This is a genomic window from Paraburkholderia sp. J8-2, from assembly GCF_905220195.1.
Taxonomy (GTDB): domain Bacteria; phylum Pseudomonadota; class Gammaproteobacteria; order Burkholderiales; family Burkholderiaceae; genus Paraburkholderia.
Map to the genome: position 1 here is coordinate 183,562 of NZ_CAJMZA010000005.1, position 26,446 is coordinate 210,007.

Annotated in this window: 26 protein-coding genes; 10 read left to right on the forward strand and 16 right to left on the reverse strand. The window is 65.9% G+C overall.

Annotated features, from left to right (window positions below):
* Positions 1–5: 5 nt before the first annotated feature.
* Both U5A52_RS14175 and U5A52_RS14180 read right to left on the reverse strand, forming a co-directional pair.
* Positions 6–392: a phage holin family protein gene (locus U5A52_RS14175; RefSeq protein WP_321913799.1), complete on the reverse strand. Its 387-nt coding sequence runs from the start codon at positions 390–392 to the stop codon at positions 6–8.
* Positions 393–598: 206 nt separating this feature from the next.
* A complete protein-coding gene (locus U5A52_RS14180; protein ID WP_007584918.1) occupies positions 599–901 on the reverse strand; it encodes a DUF883 family protein in 303 nt (100 codons plus the stop codon).
* Between the two features lie 361 nt (positions 902–1,262).
* On the opposite strand from U5A52_RS14180, the gene U5A52_RS14185 reads away from it, so the two are divergent.
* Positions 1,263–1,901 (forward strand): peroxiredoxin, encoded by a 639-nt coding sequence (locus tag U5A52_RS14185; RefSeq protein WP_321935076.1) that lies wholly within the window; start codon positions 1,263–1,265, stop codon positions 1,899–1,901.
* A 90-nt stretch (positions 1,902–1,991) separates the two neighbouring features.
* On the opposite strand, the gene U5A52_RS14190 is transcribed toward U5A52_RS14185, so the two are convergent.
* A complete protein-coding gene (locus U5A52_RS14190; RefSeq protein WP_321935077.1) occupies positions 1,992–3,182 on the reverse strand; it encodes an acyl-CoA dehydrogenase in 1,191 nt (396 codons plus the stop codon).
* Between the two features lie 127 nt (positions 3,183–3,309).
* On the opposite strand from U5A52_RS14190, the gene U5A52_RS14195 reads away from it, so the two are divergent.
* Positions 3,310–4,110: an IclR family transcriptional regulator gene (locus tag U5A52_RS14195; RefSeq protein ID WP_321913801.1), complete on the forward strand. Its 801-nt coding sequence runs from the start codon at positions 3,310–3,312 to the stop codon at positions 4,108–4,110.
* A 75-nt stretch (positions 4,111–4,185) separates the two neighbouring features.
* Here U5A52_RS14195 and argF read toward each other — a convergent pair whose 3' ends face one another.
* The gene (gene argF / locus U5A52_RS14200; RefSeq protein ID WP_042266191.1) at positions 4,186–5,115 is read right to left on the reverse strand and encodes an ornithine carbamoyltransferase; all 930 of its coding nucleotides are present in this window, start codon (positions 5,113–5,115) and stop codon (positions 4,186–4,188) included.
* Positions 5,116–5,761: 646 nt separating this feature from the next.
* Here argF and U5A52_RS14205 point away from each other — a divergent pair.
* The gene (locus tag U5A52_RS14205; protein ID WP_133182706.1) at positions 5,762–6,109 is read left to right on the forward strand and encodes a DUF3579 domain-containing protein; all 348 of its coding nucleotides are present in this window, start codon (positions 5,762–5,764) and stop codon (positions 6,107–6,109) included.
* Between the two features lie 162 nt (positions 6,110–6,271).
* Here the strand turns inward: U5A52_RS14205 and rpsT are convergent, their stop codons facing one another.
* A complete protein-coding gene (gene rpsT / locus U5A52_RS14210; RefSeq protein WP_069262794.1) occupies positions 6,272–6,544 on the reverse strand; it encodes a 30S ribosomal protein S20 in 273 nt (90 codons plus the stop codon).
* A 434-nt stretch (positions 6,545–6,978) separates the two neighbouring features.
* Here rpsT and murJ point away from each other — a divergent pair, with 434 nt between their 5' ends.
* Both murJ and U5A52_RS14220 read left to right on the forward strand, forming a co-directional pair.
* On the forward strand, positions 6,979–8,529 hold the full coding sequence (gene murJ / locus U5A52_RS14215) for a murein biosynthesis integral membrane protein MurJ (protein WP_321913803.1): 1,551 nt from the start codon (positions 6,979–6,981) through the stop codon (positions 8,527–8,529).
* 5 nt (positions 8,530–8,534) lie between these two features.
* A complete protein-coding gene (locus U5A52_RS14220) occupies positions 8,535–9,374 on the forward strand; it encodes a SirB1 family protein (RefSeq protein WP_321913804.1) in 840 nt (279 codons plus the stop codon).
* 82 nt (positions 9,375–9,456) lie between these two features.
* Here the strand turns inward: U5A52_RS14220 and U5A52_RS14225 are convergent, their stop codons facing one another.
* The 5 genes from U5A52_RS14225 to lpxK form a co-directional block, all read right to left on the reverse strand.
* Entirely contained in the window at positions 9,457–10,215 is a 759-nt protein-coding gene (locus U5A52_RS14225; RefSeq protein WP_321913805.1) for an SDR family NAD(P)-dependent oxidoreductase, read from the reverse strand.
* A gap of 196 nt (positions 10,216–10,411) precedes the next feature.
* Positions 10,412–11,074 carry an adenylate kinase gene (gene adk / locus U5A52_RS14230; RefSeq protein ID WP_321935078.1) on the reverse strand — a complete coding sequence of 221 codons (663 nt, stop codon included), beginning with the start codon at positions 11,072–11,074 and terminating at the stop codon, positions 10,412–10,414.
* A gap of 298 nt (positions 11,075–11,372) precedes the next feature.
* Positions 11,373–12,176: a 3-deoxy-manno-octulosonate cytidylyltransferase gene (gene kdsB / locus U5A52_RS14235; protein WP_321935079.1), complete on the reverse strand. Its 804-nt coding sequence runs from the start codon at positions 12,174–12,176 to the stop codon at positions 11,373–11,375.
* 186 nt (positions 12,177–12,362) lie between these two features.
* Positions 12,363–12,566, reverse strand: coding sequence for a Trm112 family protein (locus U5A52_RS14240; RefSeq protein ID WP_028205303.1), 204 nt, complete (start codon positions 12,564–12,566; stop codon positions 12,363–12,365).
* Positions 12,547–13,638 (reverse strand): tetraacyldisaccharide 4'-kinase, encoded by a 1,092-nt coding sequence (lpxK, locus tag U5A52_RS14245; protein WP_321935080.1) that lies wholly within the window; start codon positions 13,636–13,638, stop codon positions 12,547–12,549. Before lpxK ends, U5A52_RS14240 begins: the two co-directional genes overlap by 20 nt.
* A 553-nt stretch (positions 13,639–14,191) precedes the next feature.
* Between lpxK and xseA the strand changes: the two genes are divergently transcribed.
* Complete coding sequence (gene xseA, locus U5A52_RS14250; protein ID WP_321935081.1) at positions 14,192–15,568, forward strand: exodeoxyribonuclease VII large subunit; 1,377 nt, start codon at positions 14,192–14,194, stop codon at positions 15,566–15,568.
* Between the two features lie 441 nt (positions 15,569–16,009).
* Positions 16,010–16,588 (forward strand): superoxide dismutase [Fe], encoded by a 579-nt coding sequence (gene sodB, locus U5A52_RS14255; protein ID WP_321913810.1) that lies wholly within the window; start codon positions 16,010–16,012, stop codon positions 16,586–16,588.
* A gap of 104 nt (positions 16,589–16,692) precedes the next feature.
* On the opposite strand, the gene U5A52_RS14260 is transcribed toward sodB, so the two are convergent.
* Complete coding sequence (locus tag U5A52_RS14260) at positions 16,693–17,268, reverse strand: isochorismatase family protein (protein WP_321935082.1); 576 nt, start codon at positions 17,266–17,268, stop codon at positions 16,693–16,695.
* A gap of 63 nt (positions 17,269–17,331) precedes the next feature.
* Here U5A52_RS14260 and U5A52_RS14265 point away from each other — a divergent pair, with 63 nt between their 5' ends.
* Positions 17,332–17,982 carry a TetR/AcrR family transcriptional regulator gene (locus tag U5A52_RS14265; RefSeq protein WP_321913812.1) on the forward strand — a complete coding sequence of 217 codons (651 nt, stop codon included), beginning with the start codon at positions 17,332–17,334 and terminating at the stop codon, positions 17,980–17,982.
* A 31-nt stretch (positions 17,983–18,013) separates the two neighbouring features.
* On the opposite strand, the gene clpP is transcribed toward U5A52_RS14265, so the two are convergent.
* Positions 18,014–18,658, reverse strand: a complete 645-nt coding sequence (clpP, locus tag U5A52_RS14270) for an ATP-dependent Clp endopeptidase proteolytic subunit ClpP (protein WP_321913813.1) — start codon at positions 18,656–18,658, stop codon at positions 18,014–18,016.
* Between the two features lie 190 nt (positions 18,659–18,848).
* Here clpP and U5A52_RS14275 point away from each other — a divergent pair, with 190 nt between their 5' ends.
* Positions 18,849–19,946, forward strand: coding sequence for a sigma-70 family RNA polymerase sigma factor (locus U5A52_RS14275; protein ID WP_321935084.1), 1,098 nt, complete (start codon positions 18,849–18,851; stop codon positions 19,944–19,946).
* A gap of 28 nt (positions 19,947–19,974) precedes the next feature.
* Here the strand turns inward: U5A52_RS14275 and U5A52_RS14280 are convergent, their stop codons facing one another.
* From U5A52_RS14280 to U5A52_RS14290, 3 genes are all read right to left on the reverse strand, one after another.
* On the reverse strand, positions 19,975–21,246 hold the full coding sequence (locus U5A52_RS14280; RefSeq protein ID WP_321935085.1) for an EAL domain-containing protein: 1,272 nt from the start codon (positions 21,244–21,246) through the stop codon (positions 19,975–19,977).
* 280 nt (positions 21,247–21,526) lie between these two features.
* Positions 21,527–22,969 (reverse strand): multidrug transporter subunit MdtD, encoded by a 1,443-nt coding sequence (gene mdtD, locus U5A52_RS14285; protein ID WP_415765270.1) that lies wholly within the window; start codon positions 22,967–22,969, stop codon positions 21,527–21,529.
* Between the two features lie 101 nt (positions 22,970–23,070).
* Positions 23,071–24,510, reverse strand: a complete 1,440-nt coding sequence (locus U5A52_RS14290) for a PLP-dependent aminotransferase family protein (RefSeq protein WP_321935086.1) — start codon at positions 24,508–24,510, stop codon at positions 23,071–23,073.
* 196 nt (positions 24,511–24,706) lie between these two features.
* Here U5A52_RS14290 and U5A52_RS14295 point away from each other — a divergent pair, with 196 nt between their 5' ends.
* On the forward strand, positions 24,707–25,087 hold the full coding sequence (locus tag U5A52_RS14295; protein ID WP_321935087.1) for a DUF2917 domain-containing protein: 381 nt from the start codon (positions 24,707–24,709) through the stop codon (positions 25,085–25,087).
* A gap of 28 nt (positions 25,088–25,115) precedes the next feature.
* On the opposite strand, the gene U5A52_RS14300 is transcribed toward U5A52_RS14295, so the two are convergent.
* The gene (locus U5A52_RS14300; protein WP_321913819.1) at positions 25,116–26,366 is read right to left on the reverse strand and encodes a citrate synthase family protein; all 1,251 of its coding nucleotides are present in this window, start codon (positions 26,364–26,366) and stop codon (positions 25,116–25,118) included.
* Between the last annotated feature and the right edge of the window lie 80 nt (positions 26,367–26,446).

The following is a 26,446-nucleotide window of genomic DNA, read 5'->3' on the forward strand; positions in this document are numbered from 1 at the left end:
CGCGGCTAGGGGTTGCGCAGGGCATCTCGGTCTTTCTCGAATTCTTCGAGCGTCGCCTGGAACACGAGTGGCGCGGTGTGCAGGCCGCGTCGCGCCTTCAGGCCGCAGAAAATCGCCGCGACCGCATAGAGGATCGTGAGACCGGCGAGCGCCTCCCAGCGGTACGTGTCCCAGAAGGCGATCGCAACGAGCGCCGTGAGCGCGATTAGCGCAAGCATCGCGAACATCATTCCCGCGAGGCCGAGGAAGAGCACGCCGATGAGGCGGTCTTTCTCCTCGGCGAGTTCGATGCCGATCAGTTCTAGCCGCGTCTGTAGCATCGCGGACGCGGAGCCGAGCAGTCGGCGCAACGGCCCGTGTTCGTGTCGCTGCGAGTGGGTGTCTGTCGTCATGGCGATGGCAGGTGGCGCAGGCGTGTGCCCGAGCAATGCGCAGGAAAAAGCGCAAAAAGAAACAGCGGGCGGAATCGCTCGGCAAAACCAATGGGCGCGGCGGGGCGCGCCCGAGAAAAGCCGTCAGGCAAGCGCCGCCAGCGGGCTGTACGACCGCGCCGAACGAGCGGCCCTGAGACCGCCCGCGTGGCGAAGGATGCGCCGCTTTACTTGCGGTTGATCAGCAGACCGACCAGCACGCCCACGCCGGCGGCGATGCCGATCGACGCCCACGGATGTTCGTGGACGTAGTCGTCGGTTGCGCGCGCCGCTTTCTTGCCTTTCTCGACCACGACCACCTGGACGTCGGCGGCCTTCTCCTTCGCCTGCTTCAGACGCGAGAGTGCCGTTTCGCGCAATTCCGAAGCGCGCTCGCCCGTAGCGCTCGCAGCCTGCTTGAGCAGGTCCTCTGCATCCGCGAGGACGGTTTTGATATCGGACATCAGCCTCTCCTTGTTGACTTCTGACATTGACTGGCTCCCATCGTGTCACATCACGCGTGAATCGTAACAAAGATACGGGCGCTGGCAAGCGTGACGCGCCGCCACGACCCTGAATTCGCACGATCCGTTCCCGCGAACGCGTGTGGAACGGGTTGTGGATGGCGCGCGCAAAAGCAGCGCGCGGTGAGAGTCATGGATCTGATCCGGCACCTAAAGTTTCCCTCAACTCGCTCAAAATTACAAAAACTCATACCGGTGTGAGCCGATGTTCGTTCGCGGGGCACGATCAGGGCCTGTATGCTTGGGTGTTGTAAACGTCTACCGGATCAACGCGCCGCGTGCGCCGTGTCGATCAAACTCCGTTCATCTCGTTCAAAGGAACCGCACCATGAGTCTACGTCTTGGCGATATCGCACCCGACTTCGAGCAGGATTCGAGCGTTGGCCGCATCAAGTTTCACGAGTGGCTCGGCAATAGCTGGGGCGTGCTGTTTTCGCACCCGGCCGACTTCACGCCGGTCTGCACGACCGAACTTGGCCTGACCGCGAAGCTCAAGGACGAATTCGAGAAGCGCAACGTGAAGACGATTGCACTTTCGGTCGATAGCGCCCAGTCGCACAACGAATGGATCAAGGACATCAACGAGACGCAGGCGGCGAGTGTCGGTTTCCCGATTCTCGCGGACGGCGACCGCAAGGTGTCCACGCTGTACGACATGATCCATCCGAACGCGAACGAGACGTTCACGGTTCGCTCGCTCTTCGTGATCGACCCGAACAAGAAGGTGCGCCTCATCATCACCTATCCGGCGAGTACGGGTCGCAACTTCGACGAAGTGCTGCGCGTGATCGACTCGCTGCAGCTCACCGACCACTATCAGGTCGCGACGCCCGGCAACTGGAAGCAGGGTGACGACGTCGTGATCGTCCCGTCGCTGAAGGACGAAGAGGTCATCAAGCAGAAGTTCCCGAAGGGCTACAAGGCGCTGCGTCCGTATCTGCGCTTGACGCCGCAGCCGAACAAGTAAGCCGTTCGGCTAACGCCAAAACAAAAGCGCCGCACGAAACCCATCGTGCGGCGCTTTTTTATGAGCAGATGATGCCAAGCGGGGCGGCGATCAGAAGAACGCCTGGATACCGGTCTGTGCGCGGCCGAGGATCAGCGCGTGAATGTCGTGCGTGCCTTCGTACGTGTTCACCACTTCGAGGTTCACGAGGTGGCGCGCCACGCCGAATTCGTCGGAGATGCCGTTGCCGCCGAGCATGTCGCGGGCGAGACGCGCGATATCGAGCGACTTGCCGCACGAATTGCGCTTCATGATCGACGTGATCTCGACAGCGGCCGTGCCTTCGTCCTTCATGCGGCCGAGACGCAGGCAGCCCTGCAGGCCGAGCGTGATTTCCGTTTGCATGTCGGCGAGCTTCTTCTGGATCAGCTGGTTTGCCGCGAGCGGGCGGCCGAACTGTTTGCGGTCGAGCACATATTGGCGCGCCGTGTGCCAGCACGACTCCGCTGCGCCGAGCGCGCCCCAGGCGATGCCATAGCGCGCCGAATTCAGGCAGGTGAACGGACCGCGCAGGCCCTTCACACCCGGCATGATGTTGTCTTCCGGCACGAACACTTCGTCGAGCACGATTTCGCCGGTGATCGAGGCGCGCAGGCCGACCTTGCCGTGGATGGCGGGCGCCGAGAGACCCTTCCAGCCTTTCTCGAGGATGAAGCCGCGAATGTCGTCCTTGCCGTCTTCCTCGAGCTTCGCCCAGACGACGAAGACGTCGGCGATAGGCGAGTTCGTGATCCACATCTTCGCGCCCGAGAGCGAGTAGCCGCCGTTCACTTTCTTCGCGCGCGTGACCATGCTGCCCGGGTCCGAGCCGTGGTTCGGCTCCGTAAGACCGAAGCAGCCGATCCACTCGCCGCTGGCGAGCTTGGGCAGGTACTTCTGCTTTTGCGCTTCCGAGCCGAATTCGAAGATCGGCACCATCACGAGCGACGACTGCACCGACATCATCGAGCGATAGCCCGAGTCGACGCGCTCCACTTCGCGCGCAATCAGGCCGTAGCTCACGTAGTTCAGGCCCGGGCCGCCGTATTGCTCGGGAATCGTCGGGCCGAGCAGGCCGACTTCGCCCATCTCGCGGAAGATCGAGGCGTCCGTCTTCTCGTGGCGGAACGCTTCCAGCACGCGCGGCGCAAGCTTGTCCTGGGCGTACGCGGCGGCGGCGTCGCGCACCATGCGCTCCTCTTCGGTGAGCTGCTGGTCGAGCAGAAGCGGGTCTTCCCAATGGAACTGGGCGTGTGCGGCCATGGTGTCTCTCCTTTCCTCAAATCCTTTAGATGGGCGAATTTGCGCTTGACTCTGGTTCCACTATGCGGAACAATGTTTTGCAAATTAACTTTAGTGTAGCACCAGGGCGCCCATGTCTGCATCCGGAATGACTACGACTTCCTCTTTTTCTTCTTCGCTGGCTGAGGGTCCGATCGACGAGCGCAAGTTCGTCGTGGCGCTCGCCCGCGGGCTCGACCTGCTGCGGGCGTTCCGCCCAGGCGAGACGCTGCTCGGCAATCGCGACTTCGTTGAGCGCACGGGTTTGCCGAAGGCAACCGTGAACCGGCTCGCGTACACGCTCACCGTGCTCGGTTATCTGCGTTTTGACGAATCGCTCGGCAAATATGCGCTCGACGCCGGGGTGCTGTCACTCGGCTTTGCGCTGCTGTCCGGCACGGACACGCTCGAACTCGCCCGCCCGCATATGCGCGCGTTCGCGCGCGAGGTGGGCGCCGCGGTGTCGCTCGGTTGTCGCGACGGTCTGGACGTGATCTATCTGGATACCATCCGCAGCGAGACGGCGCTCACGCTGGGCCTCGCCTCAGGCTCGCGGCTGTCGATGCTCACGAGTTCGATGGGCCGAGCGTATCTGGCCGTGCAGCCTATCGATGTGCGCATGGCGTTGTTCGCGGAACTGGAGAAGGCGGCGGGCGCCGAAGGACCGGCGCTGGTCGAGGCCGCAAAGCGCGAGATCGAAGTGTTTGGCAAGGAAGGGTGCTGCTATTCGTTTCGCGATTGGCACGAAGACGTCAACGCCGTGGCGGTGCCGTTTCGCGAGCCGCGCGAGCGCCGCTGGCTCGTGCTCAGCTGCAGCGGGCCGGCTTCGTCGATGGGGCCCGACGTGTTTCGCGAGCGTGTGGCACCGCTCCTGAAGTCGCTGGCGCGGCGGCTTGGCGAAACGGTCTGACGCGCGAGCCGCGCGCAGCGGGCACAAAAAAGCCGACCTGCGGGTCGGCTTTTTCATGGCGACGTGCGGCGAGATTCAGTGGTTCAAGCGGCCGAGCAGCAGGAACTCCATCAGCGCCTTCTGCACGTGCAGGCGGTTTTCCGCTTCGTCCCAAACCACGCTCTGCGGGCCGTCGATCACCTCGGCGCTCACTTCCTCGCCGCGGTGCGCGGGCAAGCAGTGCATGAAGAGCGCGTCGGCGTTGGCGCGAGCCATCATCGGCGCGTCCACGCACCAGTCGGCGAACGCTTGCTTGCGTGCTTCGTTTTCGGCCTCGAAGCCCATGCTGGTCCAGACGTCGGTCGTCACGAGGTCGGCGCCGTCGCAGGCGTCGTGCGGGTCCTCGAACACTTCGTAGAACGGCTTGCTTTCCGGTGCGACCAGCGCCGGATCGAGCGGATAGCCCGGCGGCGTGGAAATCCGCAGCTTGAAGCCGAGGATCTGCGCGGCTTCGATCCACGTGTAGAGCATGTTGTTGGCGTCGCCGACCCACGCCACGGTCTTGCCACGGATCGGGCCGCGATGCTCGTAGTACGTGAAGATGTCGGCCAGCACCTGGCAGGGGTGGTACTCGTTCGTGAGACCGTTGATGACCGGCACGCGCGAGCTTTCGGCAAAGCGCTGGAGGATGTCCTGGCCGAACGTGCGGATCATGATGATGTCGACCATGCGCGAGATGACCTGCGCCGAATCTTCGATCGGCTCGCCGCGGCCGAGCTGCGTGTCGCGCGTGTTCATGAACACGGCGTGGCCGCCCAGCTGGAAGATACCCGCTTCGAACGAGAGGCGCGTGCGCGTGGAGCTCTTCTCGAAGATCATCGCCAGCGTGCGGTCGTGCAGCGGGTGATAGGTCTCGTAGTTCTTGAACTTGCGCTTCAGGATGCGCGCGCGCTCCAGCACATATTCATATTCGTCAAGGGAGAAATCCTTGAACTGCAGGTAATGGCGTATGGTCCGGGAGGTCATGAAACAAAAACGGCGCCCGATCCGGCCTCGAACTGCAGGATTGGGCCGGCGACGCCGCTGCGGTTGGTGGTAAGTCAAAGCAGCATAAAGGATTTTGCGCATTTTGACGAGTTGCCCAAAAATTAGGCAGGGTGCCCTGACGTGGAGAGGGTGGCGCTTTCGGGGTAGCTTTCGCGGCGGTTTCGCGAGCATCGAGAGGGCCCGGATTTAGCCTTTCAGGTGCCTTGTGTGCACTGCGTCAAAACGGTCGGTGCGCTATAATTCCAGAGATTTCTTAGGCACGACAAACGGGCCCTGGACGTGTGGTGGCAACACCTGCGGCAAGGTGGCGACACCTCGCGGCAACGGCAGGCAAGCCCGCGGGAGCGGCCTGTGCGCTGACTGGCAGTGCGCCGCGAAATCGTCCCGTCGATCCTGTTGCGAGACCTGCTTGTGACGTTTGGCGGCGGCGATTTTCGAGACTGAACGCCAGGCGGGGTGCGCGGCAGCCGTTTCCTATCCATCGGACTGTCCATGCGCGTGGTGGCGGGCGATCCCCGCAGCCGGCGTTGCGCGGTACCAGCGAGGTACCAGCGCGGGCGCAGCGCTCGTGCCGCCGTTACATGCTGCAAACGCACCCAGCAGCTACACACACAGGTACTCCTGCATGGCCGACGAAGCTCCAACCGAATACTTCATTCAAGGCATCACCAGCGCGGGGAAGAAGTTTCGTCCGAGCGACTGGTCGGAGCGCCTCGCCGGGGTCATGTCGAGCTTCGGTCCGAAAGCGTCGGCCAATGCGCGCGGCCCGAACGCCTATCTGCGCTACTCGCTCTATGTGCGCCCGACAATGATCGGCGACCTCAAAGTCGTCGTGCTGGACTCGCGTTTGAAGGACGTCGAGCCGATGGCCTTCAATTTCGTCATGAACTTCGCGAAGGACAACGACCTCGTCGTGACCGAGGCGTGCGAACTGCCGCACGATCACGCCACGCAGCAAGCCACGGTGCGCTAACGGCGCAGCCGAGGCAATGAATGGACCCGCTTCGGCGGGTTTTTTTGTGCCGGCGGTGTTGCCCGTCGTGTGCCGGGCAGAAACAAAAAAACCCGCCGAAGCGGGTTTTTTGTCGTGCAGCTCGAAGAGAGCGCTGCCAGCGTGGCCGGCAGTTCGAATCTCTTACTGAGCGGCTTGCATGGCCTTGACGGCAGCAGCCAGGCGGCTCTTATGGCGAGCGGCCTTGTTCTTGTGAACGATCTTCTTGTCGGCGATGATGTCGAGCGTCTTGCCCGATGCCTTCAGAACTTCAGCAGCCTTTGCCTGGTCGCCGGCGTCGATTGCCTTGCGAACAGCCTTGATGGCGGTGCGGAACTTCGAGCGCAGTGCCGAGTTGTGCGAGTTTGCCTTAGCGGCCTGACGGGCGCGCTTGCGTGCTTGTGCGGAGTTTGCCATTGCGATTCCTTGTGATTGCGGAGCGTGGGCTTGGCCAGCGCTCTTTGCCTGGATTTGAACCTTCGGCAGCGCTGCCGGGGAGTTCAAAACGGTATTTGCCAGTTGAGTGTTTGTTCAACTGACCGCGCCTTTTGTGCCAGAGCAGCTTCGTGCCCCCTTTCCAAGACGCGCTTCGGGTCCTCTGGGAGAACTCGAATCTGCGATTATAGCAACAGACTCGTAAGCGTGGCAATCCACGACAATTGCCGCCTTTCAGCCAGGACAAGCGCCACAGGAGGTGAACGCCTTTAACGCGACGCGGTCACAATCAGCGCGCTTTGTCTTTGCCTACCTTTTATCGGTGCGTTTGCCTGCGCCATTGCGTGGGTTTTTGCGTCGACCGTTGCGCCGCGCATCCGCGATTGAGCGGAAGGCGCCCGTATAATAGCCGCCCCATGAATCTATTCCGAGCCCTGCTGACAGTCAGCGGCTTCACGCTGCTGTCGCGCGTGACCGGTCTGGCCCGAGAAACGCTGATTGCGCGCGCGTTTGGCGCGAGCCAGTACACCGACGCCTTCTACGTCGCGTTTCGCATTCCCAACCTGCTGCGCCGCATCTCGGCGGAAGGCGCCTTTTCGCAGGCGTTCGTGCCGATTCTCGCGGAATTCAAGAACCAGAAGGGCCACGACGCCACGCGCGCACTCGTCGACGCCACGTCGACGGTGCTCGCCTGGGCGCTCGCGATCCTCTCGCTGCTGGGCATTTTCGGCGCGTCGTTCGTCGTGATCGTGGTCGCATCGGGCTTGAAGAGCGACGGGCAAGCTTTTCCGCTCGCCGTCACGATGACGCGCATCATGTTCCCCTATATCGTGTTCATCTCGCTGACGTCGCTCGCGTCCGGCGTGCTCAACACGTATAAGCAATTCTCGCTGCCCGCGTTCGCGCCGGTGCTGCTCAACGTTTCGTTCATCACGGCGGCCGTGGCGTTCGCGCCGCACATGAAGCAGCCCGTCTACGCGCTCGCGTGGGCCGTGATCGTGGGCGGCGTGCTGCAGTTCCTCGTGCAATTGCCGGGCTTGAAGCGCATCGACATGATGCCGCGCATCGGCCTGAATCCGCTCAAGGCGCTCGCGCACCGGGGCGTGAAGCGCGTGCTCGCGAAGATGGTGCCCGCCATGTTCGCCGTCTCGGTCGCGCAGATCAGCCTCATCATCAACACCAATATCGCCTCGCGTCTCGGCCCCGGCGCGGTGTCGTGGATCAACTACGCCGACCGTCTGATGGAGTTCCCCACGGCGCTGCTCGGCGTGGCGCTCGGCACGATCCTGCTGCCGAGCCTCTCGAAAGCGCACGTCGATGCCGATCCGCACGAGTACTCGGCGCTGCTCGACTGGGGCCTGCGCGTCACGTTCCTGCTTGCCGCGCCTTCGGCCGTCGCGCTTTTCTTCTTCGCCGAGCCGCTCACGGCCACGCTGTTCCACTACGGCAAGTTCGACGCCACGTCCGTCATCATGACGGGCCGCGCGCTCGCGGCGTACGGGGTGGGGCTGGTCGGCCTCATTCTCATCAAGATCCTCGCGCCCGGCTTCTACGCGCGCCAGGACATCAAAACGCCGGTCAAGATCGGTGTGGGCGTGCTCATCGCCACGCAGATCAGCAACTACGTCTTCGTGCCGATCTTCTCGCACGCGGGCCTGACGCTCTCGGTCGGCCTTGGCGCCTGCATGAACGCGCTGCTGCTTTTCATCGGGCTGCGCCGCCGCGGCATCTACATGCCGTCCTCGGGCTGGACGACGTTCTTCGTGCAATTGTTCGGGGCATGCCTCGTGCTGGCAGGGGCGATGCACTGGTGCGCCATCAGCTACGACTGGATCGCGCTGCGGCATGAACCGCTTGCGCGCATCGCCTTGCTCGGTGCGTGCCTCGTCCTGTTCGCGGCGCTATATTTCGGTATGCTTTGGCTCATGGGCTTCAAATACGCGTACTTCAAGAGGCGGGCGAAGTGACCACGATGACTACGCGGGTTCTGGATTATTTCAGCGCGCTCGTTGCCGACGACGAGAGCCTGCCGCTCACCGAGGCGGCGCTGGCAATCGCGCAGGACGCGTATCCCGATCTCGATCTGCAAGGCACGCTCGCCGAGATCGACGAACTCGCGTTGCGGGTGCGACGCCGCATGCCCGAAGGGGCGGACGTGCGTCAGCGAGTCGCCGTGCTGAACCGCTGCTTTTTCCGCGAGCTGGGCTTCGCGGCCAACCTCAACGACTTTCTCGACCCCGAAAACAGCCACCTGAACGTCGTGCTCAAGCGCCGGCGCGGCATCCCCATTTCGCTGGCCGTGCTGTATCTGGAAATGGCGACCCAGCTCGGACTGCCGGTGAAGGGCGTGTCGTTTCCGGGGCATTTTCTGCTGCGCGTCGCGCTGCCCGAAGGCGACGAGATGCTCGATCCCACCACGGGCCGCACGCTCACCGAGTCCGACATGGTGGAGATGCTCGAACCGTTCGTGGCCAACGCGGGCGACTCCGTGGCGCGTGCGCTGCGCATGTTGCTCGAACCGGCCACGCGCCGCGAGATCGTCGCGCGTATGCTGCGCAACCTGAAGTCTGTGTATCTGCAGACCGAACGCTGGCAGCGCCTGCTGGCCATCCAGCAGCGGCTCGTGATTCTGCTGCCGGACAACATCGAGGAAGTGCGCGACCGCGGGTTCGCTTATGCGCGGCTCGACTATCTGCGGCCTGCGCTCGAAGACCTCGAACACTACCTTGACGAGCGCCCCGACGCGGAAGACGCGACCGTGGTCGAGTCGCAGTTGCATGAGCTGCGCCAACGCACGCTCGACAACGACTGAAGCGCCTCGTTGAAAAGCGCAGACAAAAAAGCCCGCGACGAATCTCGCGGGCTTTTTTTATCGCGCGGGTGAGGGCGCGCCGTTACTTCGGCTGCATGCGGATCGCGCCGTCCAGACGGATCACTTCGCCATTGAGCATCGGATTCTCGACGATCTGCTTGACGAGCATCGCGTATTCATCCGGCTTGCCGAGGCGCGGGGGGAACGGAACCATCGCGCCGAGCGCATCCTGTACCTCCTTGGGCATGCCGAGCAGCATTGGCGTTTCGAAGATGCCGGGCGCGATCGTCATCACGCGGATGCCGCTGCGCGAGAGGTCGCGCGCGATCGGCAGCGTCATGGCGACGACGCCGCCTTTCGATGCCGCGTAGGCCGCCTGGCCGATCTGGCCGTCATACGCGGCCACCGAAGCCGTGTTGACGATCACGCCGCGCTCGCCGCCTTCGCCCGCCGCCGTCTGGGCGATCGCGGCGGCCGCGAGGCGGATCATGTTGAAGGTGCCGATCAGATTGACCGAGATGGTCTTTGAGAACGTGTCGAGCGGATGCGGGCCGTCCTTGCCCACGGTCTTGACGGCGGGCGCGATGCCCGCGCAGTTCACGAGGCCGCGCAGCGTGCCGAGCGCGGTTGCCGCGGCCACGGCGCGCGCGCCGTCGTCTTCGCTCGCGACGTTGCATTTCACGAAAGCACCGCCCAGTTCCTTCGCGAGCGCGTTGCCTGCGTCCTCGTTGAGGTCGGCGATGACGACCTTGCCGCCTTCGGCCGCGATCAGACGCGCGCTGGCCGCGCCGAGCCCCGATGCGCCGCCGGTGATGAGAAATACGTTGCCGCGGATCTGCATGTTTCGTCTCCTGTCATTGGGCTATGCCTCACGTAGAGCGGAAGCCCTCGCAAGGCTATGCAAAACAAAGCGGGCCGGCTGGCGTCGCGTCCCGAGTCATCTCAGGAGTGCGGCGCCAGCCGGCCCGCAGGCAAACCAGCATGAAAGCCGAAAAAAACCGGCTTCGAATCGTGCTTTTAACGGGGCGGCGAAGCGCTTACTTGAGCGCGTCGAATGCGCGTTCGCGAATCTCGTCGACGCTGCCGAGGCCCGAGATGGCGCGATACTGCGGCGCCTTCAGGCCGTTTTCCTCACCGCGCTTGGCCCAGTCGCTGTAGTAGGCGATGAGCGGCTTGGTCTGGGCGACGTACACGTCCAGGCGCTTGCGCACCGTTTCTTCCTTGTCGTCGTCGCGCTGGACGAGCGGTTCGCCCGTCACGTCGTCCGTCATCTCGACCTTGGGCGGATTGAACTTGACGTGATACGTGCGGCCCGAACCCGGGTGCATGCGGCGGCCGCTCATGCGCGTGATGATCTCGTCGAACGGCACGTCGATCTCGAGCACGTAGTCGATCGCGACGCCTGCCTGCTTCATCGCTTCCGCTTGCGGCAGCGTGCGCGGGAAGCCGTCGAACAGGTAGCCGTTCTTGCAGTCGGGCTCCTGAAGGCGTTCCTTCACGAGATTGATGATGAGTTCGTCGGTGACGAGCTCGCCGGCGTCCATGAATCGCTTCGCTTCGAGGCCAAGCGGCGTGCCAGCCTTGACGGCCGCGCGCAGCATGTCGCCCGTCGAGATTTGCGGAATGCCGAACTTTTCCTTGATGAAGCTTGCCTGGGTTCCCTTGCCCGCGCCCGGGGCGCCCAACAGGATCAAACGCATGTGAACAATCTCCGATCTGTGTGAATTCTTGCGGCGCGGCGGCTGCACCACGTGGGGTGGGACAGCGTCGTTAGCGTCGTGCGTCTCCTCGCCCGTTCGCTCACGGCCGTCGAGGCAGTGCTGGCGGGGGCGACGGCCCGTCCCGCGCGGCTTTCGCCCGGTGTCTACGACGTGCTCTGGACACGGGGCGGCGCTGCAAGACGGTGCCGAAAAGCGGGGAAACCCCGACGCACAAAGGCTTTAGACGGCTCGCGCAAACAATTGATTATGCCATGGGATTTTTACCCCACGGACGGAATTAAGGCCGGTATAACGCCTGCACACGGGCGAGGTCGGCGGGCGTGTCGACGCCCGGCGCGGGTGCTTCGGCCGTCACGAGCACCGCGATGCGCTCGCCGTGCCACATCGCGCGCAGCTGCTCGAGCGCCTCGACCTGCTCGATCGGCGAATGCGCGAGCGAGGGGTAGCTGCGCAGGAATTTCGCGCGGTACGCGTACAGGCCGATGTGCCGATAAACGGTCGCGGGAGCCGGTGGGGCGGGCATTGCGCCGAGATCGAGGCGCGCCGGCGACCAGTGCGGCTGCCAGGCGTCGCGGGCCCAGGGAATGGGCGCGCGCGAGAAGTAGAGCGCCACACCGCGCGCGTCCAGTACGACCTTCACGACGTTCGGGCTGAAGATCTCCTCGGGCGCCGTGATCGGATGCGCTGCGGTCGCGATGGCGCATTCGGGGTGCGCAGCAAGGTGCGACGCAACGTCGCACACGAGCGCAGGGTCGATCAGCGGCTCGTCGCCCTGGACGTTGACCACGATCGTGTCGTCGCTCCAGCCGTAGTGTTCCGCGACCTCGGCGAGGCGGTCGGTGCCCGACGGGTGGTCGGCGCGCGTGAGCACAGCCTCGAAACCGTGCTCGTGTGCGGCGTCGAGCACGCTCTGGGCGTCCGAGGCGATCAGCACCTTCTGGGCGCCCGAGTCGCGCGCGCGCTCGGCCACACGCACCACCATCGGCTTGCCGCCGATGTCGGCGAGCGGTTTGTTGGGCAGCCGCGTGGACGCGAGGCGCGCCGGGACGACGGCGATGAAGGGTTGCACGGGAGCGGTCATGGCCAGTTGGGGCAAGGACAGGAAACGGGATTGGGATAACCGGTTCTGGAAACCGTCTCTGGAGACGACAGCGCGCCGGGTGCGGCGCGCGTGACCTGGCTTCCAGCCGGGAATGCGAAATGAACGAAATGAGCGGGGTGAGTGAGCACGGCCGCCTGGCGGCGCGCGACGCGCCGCCCGCGCGCCTTACGCGGCGCCCGGCCCGTGCGGGTCGACCGGCGTGCCTTCCACGGTTTGACGTGCTTCGTCGACGAGCATGACCGGGATGCCGTCGCGGATCGGGTAGGCGAGCTTGTCGGCATTGCAGATCAGCTCCTGCGCGGCGCGGTCATAGCTGAGCGGGCCCTTGCAGATCGGGCAGACCAGGATTTCAAGCAGACGAGCGTCCACGGAGTTTCTCCACAACCAGGGTAATGAGGCGATGATCGAGCGCGGCTTCGACGGGGACGACCCAGATGCGCGCGTCGTTCCAGGCCCCCAATTTTACTGCATCCTTTTCGGTGACCAGGATCGCGTCGGCGGCGACGTCGGCGAACGGGTTGGTTGCGTACGCGTAGTGGTCGGGCAGCGGCAGGGTTTGCGGCGCCAGGCCGGCCGCGCGCAGCGTCGCAAAAAAGCGCTCCGGCGAACCGATGCCTGCCGCCGCCACGATGCGCAGCGCGGGCTGCGACGCTTTCCCGTCCGGCGTCAGCCGGGCGCCTTGCCCCGGCGCGTCCGCGCCAGCGGCAAATTGCGCGAGCGGGCGGCGCAGCGCCGGATTGGCGAGATGCCAGGCGTCGCCGGGTTCGAGTTTGAGCGCGAACGTATTGGGCCAGGGCGGCAGCGTGCGCTCGAACGGATTGTTGATCAGCGTGGCGTCGCGGCTGCGCGAAAGCGGCTCGCGCAGCGGGCCCGCGGGCAGCAGAAAGCCATTGCCGCCCAGGCGATGGTCGAACACCACGATCTCGACGTCGCGCACGAGGCGGTAGTGCTGGAGGCCGTCGTCGCTCACGATCACGTCGACGTCGCTGTGTGCGCCGCACAGCGCCGTGGCCGCCGCGACGCGGTCGGGCGAGACCCACACGGGCACACCCGTGCGGCGCGCGATCAGCAAGGGCTCGTCGCCGCAAAGGCGCGCAGGCGTGTCCGCCGTGACGGGTGTCGGGCGTGCGATTTTCGCGCCGTATCCGCGCGAGACCACGCCGGGCGAGAAGCCCGCTGCGCGCAGCGCCTCGACGAGTGCGATCACCGTGGGCGTCTTGCCCGTGCCGCCTACGGTCACGTTACCGACCACGACCACAGGCACGCCCACGCGCACGCGCTTGAGCCAGCCCGCCGCGAAGGCGGCGCGGCGCGCGCCGCTCACGGCGGCGAACACGGCGGCGAGCGGCGTAAGCGCCCAGGCGAGCGCGCCGCGGCGTTGCCAGGCGTGCGCAAACTGCGCTTCGGCGCGCGCCTTCAGACGGGAGACAGGGCCGCTCATCGGCAATTTGCGCGCGAAGCGCCGCACGCGGCATGCGGGGAGCAGTCAGGCAGGGCGGGCATCGGGTCGGTTCTCCGGTTCGAGGTGAGCGACAAACAAGACGGCAGACGATTGACCTGCGTAGGCGAGCGCCTGGCGCTTCGCGCGGCGCGGCGCAGGCGGTCGTGAACCCGGCACTCTAGCGCGGGTAGGCGCCACGCGGCAAGTTGGCTGGCGCACGCAATTGTCGGTTGCGTGCAAGGTGTGTGAAACGCCCGAAAAATCGCCGCCTGTGGATAACTTTGTGGAGAAGTCGGTCCCGGGAAGGCTGAAAGGCCCATTCTTCGGCCTCTCCATCGGCATGTAAGGATGTTATAGGGATAAAAAACGTATAGAAATCAATGGGATGGGATATTTTTGCGGCGTTTGCGGGCCGGGCGCGGTCATCTTGCCGCATGACAGCGTCGATGTGGACACTTCACGGGGCTTGCGAGCCGGTTCTCATTCGTGCTGGACTGCCGCCCCCCGAACGGTCTATCGTCTGTCCGGCCGACGTTTCTCCACATCCTTTCGCATGCTATCCGACCGATTCTCCGCTTCTTCCGCGCCCTCGGGCGACGTCGTCGTGCCGGTTTCGGCGCTCAACCGGGCGATTGCCTCGATGCTCGAGCGCACGTTCCCGCTTGCCTGGATTTCCGGCGAAGTGTCGAACTTTACGCGCGCTGCGAGCGGCCACTGGTACTTCTCGATCAAGGACGCGCAGGCGCAGATTCGCTGCGTGATGTTCCGCGGCCGCGCGCAGTACGCGGAATTCACGCCGCGCGAAGGCGACCGCATCGAAGTGCGCGCACTCGTCACGATGTACGAGCCGCGCGGCGAACTCCAGCTGAATGTCGAGGCCGTGCGGCGCACCGGTCAGGGCCGGCTCTACGAAGCCTTCCTGCGACTGAAGGCGCAACTCGAGGCCGAAGGGCTCTTCGACCCCGAGCGCAAACGCGCGCTGCCCTCGCATCCGCGCGCCATCGGCGTGATTACGTCGATGCAGGCCGCCGCGTTGCGCGACGTGCTCACCACGCTGTGCCGGCGTGCGCCGCACGTGCCGGTGATCGTCTATCCCGCGCCGGTGCAGGGCGCGGGCTCGGCCGAAAAGCTTACGACAATGCTGGAGACCGCGAACGCGCGCAACGAAGTGGACGTGCTCGTGCTGTGCCGCGGGGGCGGCTCGATCGAGGACCTGTGGTCATTCAACGACGAAGCGCTGGCCCGCGCGATTGCGGCTAGCGCCATTCCCGTGGTGAGCGGCGTAGGGCACGAAACCGATTTCACGATTGCCGATTTTGCCGCCGACATGCGCGCGCCGACCCCCACTGGCGCGGCTGAACTCGTCAGCCCGCAGCGCACGCTGCTGCTGCGCGACCTCGACCAGCGCCATGCCGCGCTCGCGCGCGATTTCGGCCGCCTGCTCGAGCGGCGCTCGCAGCAGCTCGACTGGCTGGCGCGCCGGCTCGTTTCTCCCGTCGAGCGCCTTGCGCAGCAGCGCACGCATTTGCGCCAATTGACGATACGGCTCGCCTCGGCGGGCTCCCGCGCCACCGCCGAGGCCCGTGCGCGCCTGAACGTCATGCAGATGCGCTGGCAGCGCGCGCGGCCCGACGCCGCCGCGCAGCGCGCTCAACTGGAGTCGCTTGGCCGGCGTCTGGACGGCGCGTTCGCGCGCACGCGCGAGCGCGAAGCGGCGCGCGTATCGGAACTCACGGCGCGGCTCGAAGTGCTGAGTCCGCAGCGCACGTTCGAGCGCGGCTATGCAGCGCTGCTCGACGCGCAAAGCGGCGCGGCCGTGCGCTCGCCCGCCACGCTAAAGCCTGGCAAGCGGCTTACGGTGCACCTCGCGCAAGGCAGCGCCGACGTTGCGCTCGCCGATGTCCAGCCGCGCCTCGCTGACGGTTTCTGAAGCAGGCTCGCTGTTTGCTGCCCAAGGAAGAACCGGCGCGATCGCCTGCTCCACGACGATAAATCGCGGCGGCGAGCGATTGTGGCAGTCTCGTTGCAGGAAGTTTGCATGTCGATTGCGCGAAGATTGCAACGCGATTGCAGCCGTCTTGTTTGCGCCCAAAACCGGCTTGGATCGCATGGCTTCGCAAAGTGCTGTTCGAGCGTCATTGTGTCGAGCATCACGTGCTGTGCAATCGGTGCAGCACGGCACCCATGAAGCGGGGAATCGGCACAAAACCGCTTAGCGGTTCATGCGCGAAAGCCCCGCGCAAACGATATCCGGCATAAAGGCCGCGCGTTTGCGGGGTTATTCCAACTCGCCTACAATCGAGTGCTCCATGCCGGCGAATTTGCAGAACTTCACGCAGAACTCCCCATAACACGACGAAGGAACCGCATCATGTCATTTACGCTCCCGCCGCTGCCGTTCGCGAAGAACGCCCTCGCTCCGCACATGTCGGAAGAGACGCTCGAGTTCCACTACGGCAAGCACCACCAGGCTTACGTCACGAATCTGAACAATCTGATCCCGGGCACCGAGTTCGAAAACCTGTCGCTCGAAGAGATCGTCAAGAAGTCGTCGGGTGGCGTGTTCAACAACTCGGCGCAGATCTGGAATCACACGTTCTTCTGGAACAGCCTCTCGCCGCAGGGCGGCGGCGCACCGTCGGGCGCGCTCGGCGACGCGATCAACGCGAAGTGGGGCTCCTACGACGCGTTCAAGGAAGCCTTCACGAAGGCTGCAGTGGGCAACTTCGGTTCGGGCTGGACGTGGCTCGTGAAGAAGGCCGACGGCTCGCTCGACATCGTGTCGACCAGCAACGCCGCCACGCCGCTCACGACCGACGCCAAGGCGCTCCTCACGATCGACGTGTGGGAACATGCTTACTACATCGATTACCGCAACGCACGTCCGAAGTTCGTCGAAGCGTTCTGGAACATCGTGAACTGGAACTTCGCAGCGCAAAACTTCGCGTGAGTTTCGCGTAATACGAAGTCCTGTTCGATGTGCCGCAATGGCTGCGGCACATGCAAAAAGCCCTCGATGCGAATCGAGGGCTTTTTTGTTTTGCGCGAAGTGATTTACGCAAAAGCGGCGATGGTTTCCTGCGTCGAGCGCACGTGACCAATGTGCGGGAACAGCTTGTTGAACGAGAAGTGATGCATCTCTTCGTTCAGGCCCGAAGTGGCGTCTTCGACGAACACGAGCTTGAAGCCGAGATCGAACGCCGCGCGCGCGGTGGATTCGACGCCGAAGTTCGTGGCGATCCCGCCGATGACGATGGTGTCGATGCCGCGGCGGCGCAACTGCTGCTCGAGATTGGTGCCGTAGAACGCGCCCCATTGGCGCTTGGCGACGATCACGTCGCCGGCTTGCGCGCCGATCTCGGGCACGAGTTCGGAGGCCTCGGCCGGTGCGGGCGGCGTGTCGGGCGTGCGCCCGGGCGCGTCGGCGGGCAGCGCGAGCAGCTCGTTCAGGAGCACGTGGACCCAGACGACGGTGCCGCCCTTGGCGCGCAGGGCGTCGGCGAGCGGCTTGGCCTTGGCCACGACCTGTGCGCCGCTATAGGGCGCGACCTGGCGGCCGACGATACCGTGCTGGAGGTCGATCATCACGAGCGCCGTGGTGCGCGCGTTCAGTGAAAGTGCTTGCGTCATGGTTCACCTATATGTGAGGATGGCTTCACATAATCATACACGAATGTGAAGGAGGCTTCAGATATGGCGGCAGACCCGCTCGCGCGCAAGGAGGCGCAAAAGGAAGACGCACGCGAAAACGCACGGCGCGTGCCGCGTCAGGAACGCGCGGCGCGCACCGTAGACACGCTGCTCGAAGCCGCGGGCGAAGCCTTTGCCGAGCGCGGCTTCGAAGCGGCGACGATGACGCAGATCGCCCAGCAGGCGGGCGTTTCGGTGGGCGCGGCGTACCAGTACTTCCCGAACAAGGAGGCGCTGGCGCTGGCGCTGCGCAAACGCTACGGCGACGAAATGGACGCGCGCTGGAGTGCGCTCATCGCGGCGCACGACGATGCGGGCAAGCTGCCGCTGGCGCAACTGGTCGAGCGCCTGTTCGACCTGATGGTCGATCTGATGCACGACTATCCCGCGTATTTGCCCCTGCTTTCCGTGCCGCTCGGCTTCAAGCGCGATGCGGCCGTGCGCAATCTGCTGCGCCAGCGTTTCACGGCGCTCTTCCTGCGTTATCAGCCGGCGCTTTCGTCCGACGAGGCCTATCGCGTGGCCGAAGTCATGCTGCAGGTCATCAAGAGCCTCAACCCGCTCTACGCCGCGGCGAAACCGAAAGAACGCAAGCTGCTGGTCGCCGAGTACAAGGGCGTGCTGGCGGCGTGGCTCGCCGTGCGGCTCGCGTGAGAGCGCGAGCCGCCTGCGCCCACACCGCTCCCTAGCGCAGTAGCGGCTCTTCGCGCGACGTCAGCACACGGTCGATCAGGCCATAGTCCGCGGCCGCCTGCGCCGACATGAAATTGTCGCGATCGCTGTCGTGGGCGATCTGCTCGATACCGCGTCCGGTGCGCTCGGCGAGCATCGCGTTCAGGCGCTCGCGCAGGTAAAGGATCTCGCGTGCCTGCAACTCGACATCGGCAGCGGTGCCCTGGCCGCCTCCCGAAGGCTGATGGATCATGATGCGCGCATTGGGTAGTGCGAAGCGTTTTCCGTGCGCGCCCGCTGCGAGCAGGAACGACCCCATGCTGGCCGCGAAACCCGTGCACAGCGTCGAGACATCGGGCTTGATGAACTGCATCGTGTCGTAAATGGCGAGTCCGTCGTACACCGAACCGCCCGGCGAGTTGATATAGAGGCTGATGTCCTTGTCCGCGTTTTCCGCTTCGAGAAAGAGCAGTTGCGCGACCACGAGGCTCGCGCTTTGCTCGGTCACCGGCCCAACGAGGAACACGATGCGCTCGCGCAAGAGGCGAGAGTAGATGTCGTAGGCACGCTCGCCGCGCCCCGACGTTTCGATCACGGTCGGGACGAGATTGAGCGCGCTTGGCGGCATTGCTGCATGATTCAGTGCAAAGGATGGCATGAGTGGCCTCGCGTTTTTCCGTTGACGGCTGTTGGCGTTGGCGGCGCGATCGCGCCGCAGCTGCCATGACGCCCGGCGAAGCCGTCGCGTGACGAGAATATTTTTGCGTGGGGCTGTCACGCCGGCCTTGCGCCGAACGTCATGAGGGAAACGGGCGGGATCGGGCACGCATGGCGAAGGAGCGAAGCGAATGACGCAGGCGATCGACACTATCGAAGGAACAAGTCTGGAGGGCGCTGGGCGCAATGAGGCTGCGACCCCAGTGGGCGAGGCAGCCGGGCCTCGCGAACAGGCATGGACTGACGCGCGCCGCGCCGCCGCCTTCGGCGAGGCGCGCGGGCGGCTCCTTGCGCTGGCAACGCGCGTGCTGGGCAGCCGCGCGGAGGCCGAGGATGTCGTGCAGGACGCATGGTTCCGCTGGCGCGACGCCGACGCGCAAGCGTTGCGCGCGCCGCAGGCGTGGCTCGCCACGGTGACGGTGCGCCTCGCGATCGACCGGCTGCGGCGCTTGCGCCGGGAGAATGCGGGCGAACACGAAGCTGCATGGCTCGACGACGCGGCGCCCTCGGCGGAAGAGGCGGGATTGCGCGCGCGGCGGTTTTCGGACGCGCTGCTGCTCCTGCTCGAAAGGCTGGCACCGCTCGAACAGGCGGTGTTCGTGTTGCGCGAGGCCTTCGACTGCGACTACGCGCAGATCGGCGCGCTCACCGGCTGCACGAACGAACATTGCCGGCAGATCGTGCGGCGCGCCCGTGTGCGGCTCGCGCGCGAGGCCGCGCCGCAAGCGGCTCCTGCCGACAAAGTGCAGCACGCGCGCACGGCTGAGCGATTGCGCGACGTGCTGCATGCGCAGGATCGCGTGGGATTGATGGACTTGCTGGGCGTGACGGCAACGGCGCTGGTCGCGTCGAGCGTGGCCGGAGCCGCTCATCGTCACGGCACGCAGGTGGCGCCGCCCGCGCGCATCCTGCGCACCGAGGCGCTCGCGTTGGACGGCGAGCCGGGCGTGGCGCTCGTCGCGCAGGACGGTGCGCTCGCGGCGTGGCTGCATGTGCGCGACGACCGCTACGGGTTGCCCGAGCCCGTCGTTTGTGTCGCGGCAATGGAAGAGGGGAGCGCGCTCCAGGCGGCCAACCGGGCTTTCGGCGGCGATGCCGTGCGCAAGCTGCTCGCCCGGCTCGCCTCGAGCGACGGCGCGGCGTGCGTGTCTACGCTCCGTGTCACCGCGCAAGCGTTCACCACGCACGACTGCGCGACGCTGCTCGCGCAGCCTCTCGTCGTGGCCTGAACCCAGGCGTGAACGCTAGTCAGCCGCGCTAGCCGCGCAAGGCGGCGTCCCAGTTGATGTCGACGCACAGCACCTGCACGCCGTGTTCCGTCTGCACGGCGACCGACGCCGTGACGCACAGGTGCGCCTCGTTGATCGACAGATAGGGGGGCGTGAACTGCACGCGGCCCGGCGCCTTCATCGCACCGATGAAGTAGGGCCGCCGCTCCCAGCTCGCGCCTTCCGAATGCAGCAGCGGCCGGAAGCGCTTGGCGCGTTGCGACGTGCGGCCGTCGGGCAGCACGTTGTCGCCGATCTGGCGGCCCGACGCGTCGAGCAGGAAGCAGCGCGCCGTGTCGTCGAGGCCGAGCAGCGGCAGCGTCGCGTCGCTCATGTTCACGCCCTCGGCAAGCTGTTTCGCCGCCGCTTCGATGGCGTTCACATACGGCGCGAGACGCGCGGACTGCGAACGCTCGCGCGCGGCCACGCGCTCGCGCAGGCGCGCCGATAGATCGTCCATGAGCTGCGCGGCCTTGGCCGGCGGCACCGGCTCGACGTCGGGCCGCGCGAAATACGCGCCCTGCACGAAGTCGGCGTTGCTCTCCAGCGCGATCAGCGCGTCGCGCTCGGTCGAAAGGCCGCCCACGAGCACGAGCTGACCCGACTCGTGCAGCATCGAGACAAGCCCCGGCAGCACGCGCTCGATATGCGCATGGCGGCTCGCCTGGGCGAGCAGGCTGCGGTCGAGCGTGACGATGTCGGGCCGCAGCTGCCACACACGGTCGATGTTCGAATGCTTCGCGCCAAAGCCGTCCAGCGCGATCACGAAGCCCGCCTTGCGCAATCCGTCGATGATTTCCGCGAAGCGCGAATTCTCGCCGCCTGCCTGCTCCGACACTTCGAGCACCACGCGCTGCGGCTGCAGGCCGAGCGCCTTGAGGCCGGCGAGCAGGGCGTCGCCGTAGCTCGTGTCCATCAGCGCGGCCGGATGCAGGCTCAGAAAGAGCCATTCGTCATGCGAATCGAACGCATTGAAGTTGCCCAGATGCAGCGATTCCGCGAGGCGCCCCAGTTCGAGCAGGTCGCCGCGGCGCGCCGCCTGCGTGAACACTTCCTGCGACGGCGCCTGCTGACCCTGCTCGTCATGCGCGCGCAGCGACGCGTGATAGCCGATCGCGCGCCGGTGCGCGACCGAAAACACGGGCTGGAACACGCTGAAGACGGTGTAGCCGCCGTACAGCACGGTGCGGCGGGCGCCTTCTTCGCCGGCAATGGGGCGAGACTGGAAGCCGGGGGGATCGATGTCGATCATGCTGGTCATTTCGTTTCGATGGCACGCGGGACGGACGGGCGGGACGCGTGAGCGTCAAGTTTACAGGATAGGACAGCAAAAAGTATGCAAGTCCCAAGTCCCGCGGCCATTGGCCTGTGTGTTGGCGCACGCGCTATTTCGGGACGGTGCCCGCGATGTTCCTGTGTTGGTGCCTGAACGCCGCGCGAACGCCGGCGACGCACGGCCGCGAGGCGCGCCGCACCTTTGCGGTGCGCGCGCCGCCGCCCGGCGATCCAACTGCAACGACCGCTGCAGCGGCCGCGGCGTATCAGGCCCGCTCGGACGGATCGGTCTTTTTCGCAGTGCGCCGCAGGTCCGACGAGAGCTGCGCGAAGATCCACGACGACCCTGCCGTGATGATGCCCACGCAAATGAACGTCGCGTGGAAGGCCGGAATTACGTTCTCGCCTGTCTTGTGGCCCATGATGCCCGTGAAGGTCGTAAGCAACGCGCCCGCGACGGTGACGCCCAGGCTCATCGAGAGCATCTGCACGAGCGAGAAGAGGCTGTTGCCGCTGCTCGCGCCGCCGGTGCCCAGGTCTTTGAGCGTGAGCGTGTTCATCGCCGTGAACTGCATCGAGTTCACGCCGCCGAAAATCGCCAGTTGTGCGATACGCATCCACAACGGCTCGTTAGGCGTGGAAAGCGCGAAGCTCGCCATCATGAGGCCCACGAGCACGGTGTTCGAGACCAGCACGCTGCGGTAGCCGTAACGCATGATGAGGTACGTCACGAGGCGCTTGGAGAACATGCCCGCCGCGGCGGTGGGCAGCATCATGAGGCCGGCCTCGAATGCCGTGTAGCCGAGCGCCACCTGCAGGAGCAGCGGAATCAGATACGGCATCGCGCCGCTGCCGATGCGCGCGAACAGATTGCCGAGCAGGCCCACGCTGAAGGTGTGGATCTTGAAGAGATCGAGCGAAAAGATCGGCTGCGGCGTGCGTACCGCGTGCAGACCGTAGGCCACGAACGCGGCGAGCGAGAGGATGAACAGCACGAGCACGGTGGCGTGCTGGATGCCGAACTCGCTGCGCCCGTCGAGCGCGAAGGAAATCGCGAGCATGCCGATGACGAGCAGCAGGTAGCCCGGCAGGTCGAAGCGCGGCGTGTCGGGGTTGCGGCTGTCGGGCATGAAGATGAAGGTGGCCACGCACCCCACCACGCCCACCGGCACGTTGATGAGAAAGATCCAGTGCCACGAGGCGATCTGCACGAGCCAGCCGCCGAGCGTCGGACCGATGAGCGGGCCGATCAGCCCCGGAATCGCCACGAACGAGAGCGCAGGCAGATAGCGCTCGGCGGGAAACGTGCGCAGCACGGCAAGCCGGCCGACCGGCAGCAGCATCGCGCCGCCCACGCCCTGTGCAACGCGCGAGACCACGAGCTGGTTCAGCGTATGCGCGCTCGCGCACAGGAGCGAGCCGACCGCGAATACGAAAATCGCGCCGAGAAACACACGCCGGGTGCCGAGTTTGTCCGCGAGCCAGCCCGATACGGGAATCATCACCGCCATGGTGAGCGAATACGCGATCACGACTGATTGCATGCGCAACGGTAATTCGCCCAGACTCTTCGCCATCGCCGGCAAGGCCGTGTTGACGATGGTCGAATCGAGGGTCTGCATGAAGAAGCCGGTGGCGACGAGCCACAGCATCACGGACAACGAGCGGGGCGACGGGGCGGTGCTGGATGCAGCAGTGGATTCGGACATGGGCGAGGAGTGGGGCGCGCAGGCAAGCGCCATTGTAGGGAAAACGGCGTGCGCGCGCAGACCGCAGGGCCCGCTGCCACGCATTTGCCAAGCCTGCGCGCTTATCCGGGCAGACGCGGCGCCGCCGCGAAGAACGCCTGCGCGCGCGGGTCGAGCGTGAGCGCCACGTTGATGCGAATCCACGGGCTCGCCTCGCCATGCGGGCGGAAGTGGCTGCCCGGCGAGACCGCAACGCCGAGCGGCTCGCCGCAGGCCGCGAGCCGCGCCGAATCCTCCACGTGCGGTACGCGCGCCCAGACGAACTTGCCGCCCGTTTGCGCGTAGCCGCGTGCCGCGGGCGACGCTGCCGCGCCGCCGAACAGCTCCCACCCATGCGCTTCGAGCGTGCGCGTGGCCGACCCCTGCGCCTCGGCGATGCGCCGGCGCAGCCGTTCGAGGTATTTGCGGTACGCACCGCGCTCGAGCAGCGTGGCGGCCACGGCCTGCGTGAAGCGCGAGCCGCTGATGGTGGTCAGCGCCTTGATGGCCGCGAGGTCGCGCACGATCGCTGCGTTGGCCACCACGTAGCCCACGCGCAGCGCCGAGGAGAGCGTTTTTGAGAGCCCGCCCACGTACACGACGTGTTCGAACTGGTCGAGCGCGGCGAGGCGGTCGGTGGGATCGGCCTGGAAATCGGCGTAGATGTCGTCCTCGACGATCGTGAAGCGGTGCTCGCGCGCGAGCTGCAGCAAGCGGAACGCCACCGGCGGCGAGATCGTCGAGCCGGTCGGGTTGTGGAAGACCGTGTTGACGAAGAAAGCGCGCGGGCGGTGCTCCGCGAGCATCGCGTGCAAATGGTCGATGTCGGGCCCGCTCGCCGTGCGGCGGATACCCACGAGGCGCACGCCGTGCAGTTTCAGCAGACCGTACAGGTTGTAGTAGCCGGGGTCTTCGACGAAAACCGTGTCGCCGGGCTTGAGCATGTAGCGCATGAGCAGGTCGAGGCCCTCGCTCGCGCCTTCGGTGACGAGGATCTGCTGCGTCTCGGCCACGATGCCGAGCGGCGCGAGCCGGTTGCGCAGATGCTCGCGCAGCGTGGCGTCGCCGGTTGGCGTGCCGTAGTCGACGAGGCTGGAGGGATCGCTGCGCGACACATGGCGGATCGCCTGGCCAAGCGCGTCGATGTCGCGCCAGGCCTGCGGGATCGAGCCGCTGTCGAGCTGGAGCGATTCGTCCGCGCGTTCGAGCTGGCTGAGCAGATGGCCCGACTCGTCGGCGGCGTTCGTGAGGTCGCAGGTGCCCATGCCGGCGAGTCCCGCGCGCGCGTGCTCGCTCACGTAGAAGCCCGAGCCGTGGCGCGAGTCGAGATAGCCGAGCGAGACCAGCCGGTCATAGGCCTCGATCACGGGAAAGCGGCTGATCGCGTAGTCGGCGGCGAACTGGCGGATGGACGGCAGGCGCGAGCCCGGGTGCGCCGCGCGCGAGCGAATCCACGTCTGTACGCCGGTGACGATCTGTTCGGTGAGCGGCACATCGCTCGCGCGGTCGAGTTCGAGTTTCATCTGGGTCTCGGAGGGTACGTGACTGTTCGGTTTTTTTACTGCACAGTTCCAGATGAACTGTTCGGAAGTGTGCATGGGATCGTGCGTCACTGACCGCAATAATGCTCCTACCGGGAAGGCGCTTCAAGTCCTGATCAGCAAGCCTTCCGGAGGCCGCCCGAGGGTGATCGGCGGCCAGTCTGCAAGGAGCACGGCAATGCGCGAAATCCGAATCTTCGAACTGGAACACGGCGAGCCCGTCGAAACCTGGCGGCTCGCAGAGGCTATGCAATTGCATGTGAGCGAAGGCGAAATCTGGCTCACGATTGCGGGCGACGCCGGCGACTACTGGTTGCGCGCCGGCGAATCGATTGGGCTTGCGGCGGGCGTGCGCGTTCACGTGAGCGCGGGCCGCGAGGGCGCGCGCTTCGTGCTGACGCAGGGCGGCGCAACCGCCGAAGCGCCGGCGCGGACTTTCGCACCCGTCGACATGGAGCGCGTACGCGCGGCGGGCGCGAGCAGTGTTGCGGCGCGCATCGGCGAGGCGTTGCGCGACTGGGCGCAGCGCGGGCAGTGGGGTGTCCGCGCGGCGGGTTGAGCGTGTTGCTCGTTGCTTTTCGCTCCGGTTACGCGATGTGCCTGCCAACGTGCCGCACATCGCCGGCCATTTCCCCCACATAGCGTGCGCGCGGGCGGATCAACCGGCCATCGGCGGTCTGTTCGAGCGCATGCGCAATCCAGCCCGTCACGCGGCCGGCGGCGAACAGCGTGAACGCCGCGCCGCGCGGCAGTCCCAGCACGCGTTCGATCGCCGCGAGCGCATAGTCGAGCGTCGGGCGCGCGCCGCTCGTCTCGGCCACGGCCTGGGCGAGCGCGTCGACTTCGTCCATGGGCGAGCGCGCCGGCGCACGCTGTGCGAGCAGGTCCAGCAACAGGCGCGCGCGCGGGTCGCCATCGGGATAGAGCGGGTGGCCGAAGCCGGACAGCGGCACCGCCGCGCCGAGGTCGTCGGGCGCGAGGCGGTCGGCCAGATAGCGATGCAGGTCGTCGGCGCGTGCAGCTTCGTCGAAGAGCGCGGCCACGCGCGTGGTCTCGCCGCCGTGGCGCGGCCCGGCCAGGGCGGCCAGGCCGCCCGTTGCCGCGCCGAACAGATGCGTGCCGGTCGAGGTGATACAGCGCACCGTGAACGTCGAGGCATTCAGTTCGTGGTCCGCGCACAGCACGAGCGCCGCGCGCAGCAGGTCGGATTGCGCGCGCGAACGCACGCCCCACGCTTCGCCTAGCTGGCGGTGCAGTGGCTCGTTCGACGGCGCGGCGGAAACGAGCGCCGCCGCGAGCAGACGCATGAGCATCGCGCCGGTGTCGATTTGCGCGTCGCGGCCCTGCGCCCAGATGCGCGGCATTTGCGCGGCGGCGGCCGGCAACAGCACGAGCGCACGTTCGAGCGGCGTGTGCCCACTCCAGATCTTCAGCCATGCCGACCATTGCGCGGCCGCGATGGGCGCCTCGGGCGCCTGCAGCACGCGGCGCGGCGCGCATTGCCAGAGCAGCGCCGCGACGTCTTCGAGCGAAGCCTCGCGCGCGAGCGCGATGGCGTCCTGCCCGCGATAAAAGAGCTTGCCGTCGGCGATCAGCGTGATCGACGATTCGAGCACGGGCACGCCCCAGTCGAGCACTTTCTGTGCGACCTTGCCTGCGCGCTTGCCGTCGGCCTTGCGGCGCGCGAGGCGCCGCACCTCGGCGGCGTCGTAGCGGTTGTGGCGGCCATTGGGCGAGGGCGCCGAGGCGATGAGTCCACGGCTCACATACGCATAGAGCGTGGCCCGGCTGATGCCGAGTTCGGCGGCGGCTTCTTCCGCGGTCATATAGCTCGACATGGTGGCTCACCTCCTGGAACCGGAGAAATCAATCTATGTTGATCATGATAATCAAGATTGATCCAGGATTCGAGCGGCGC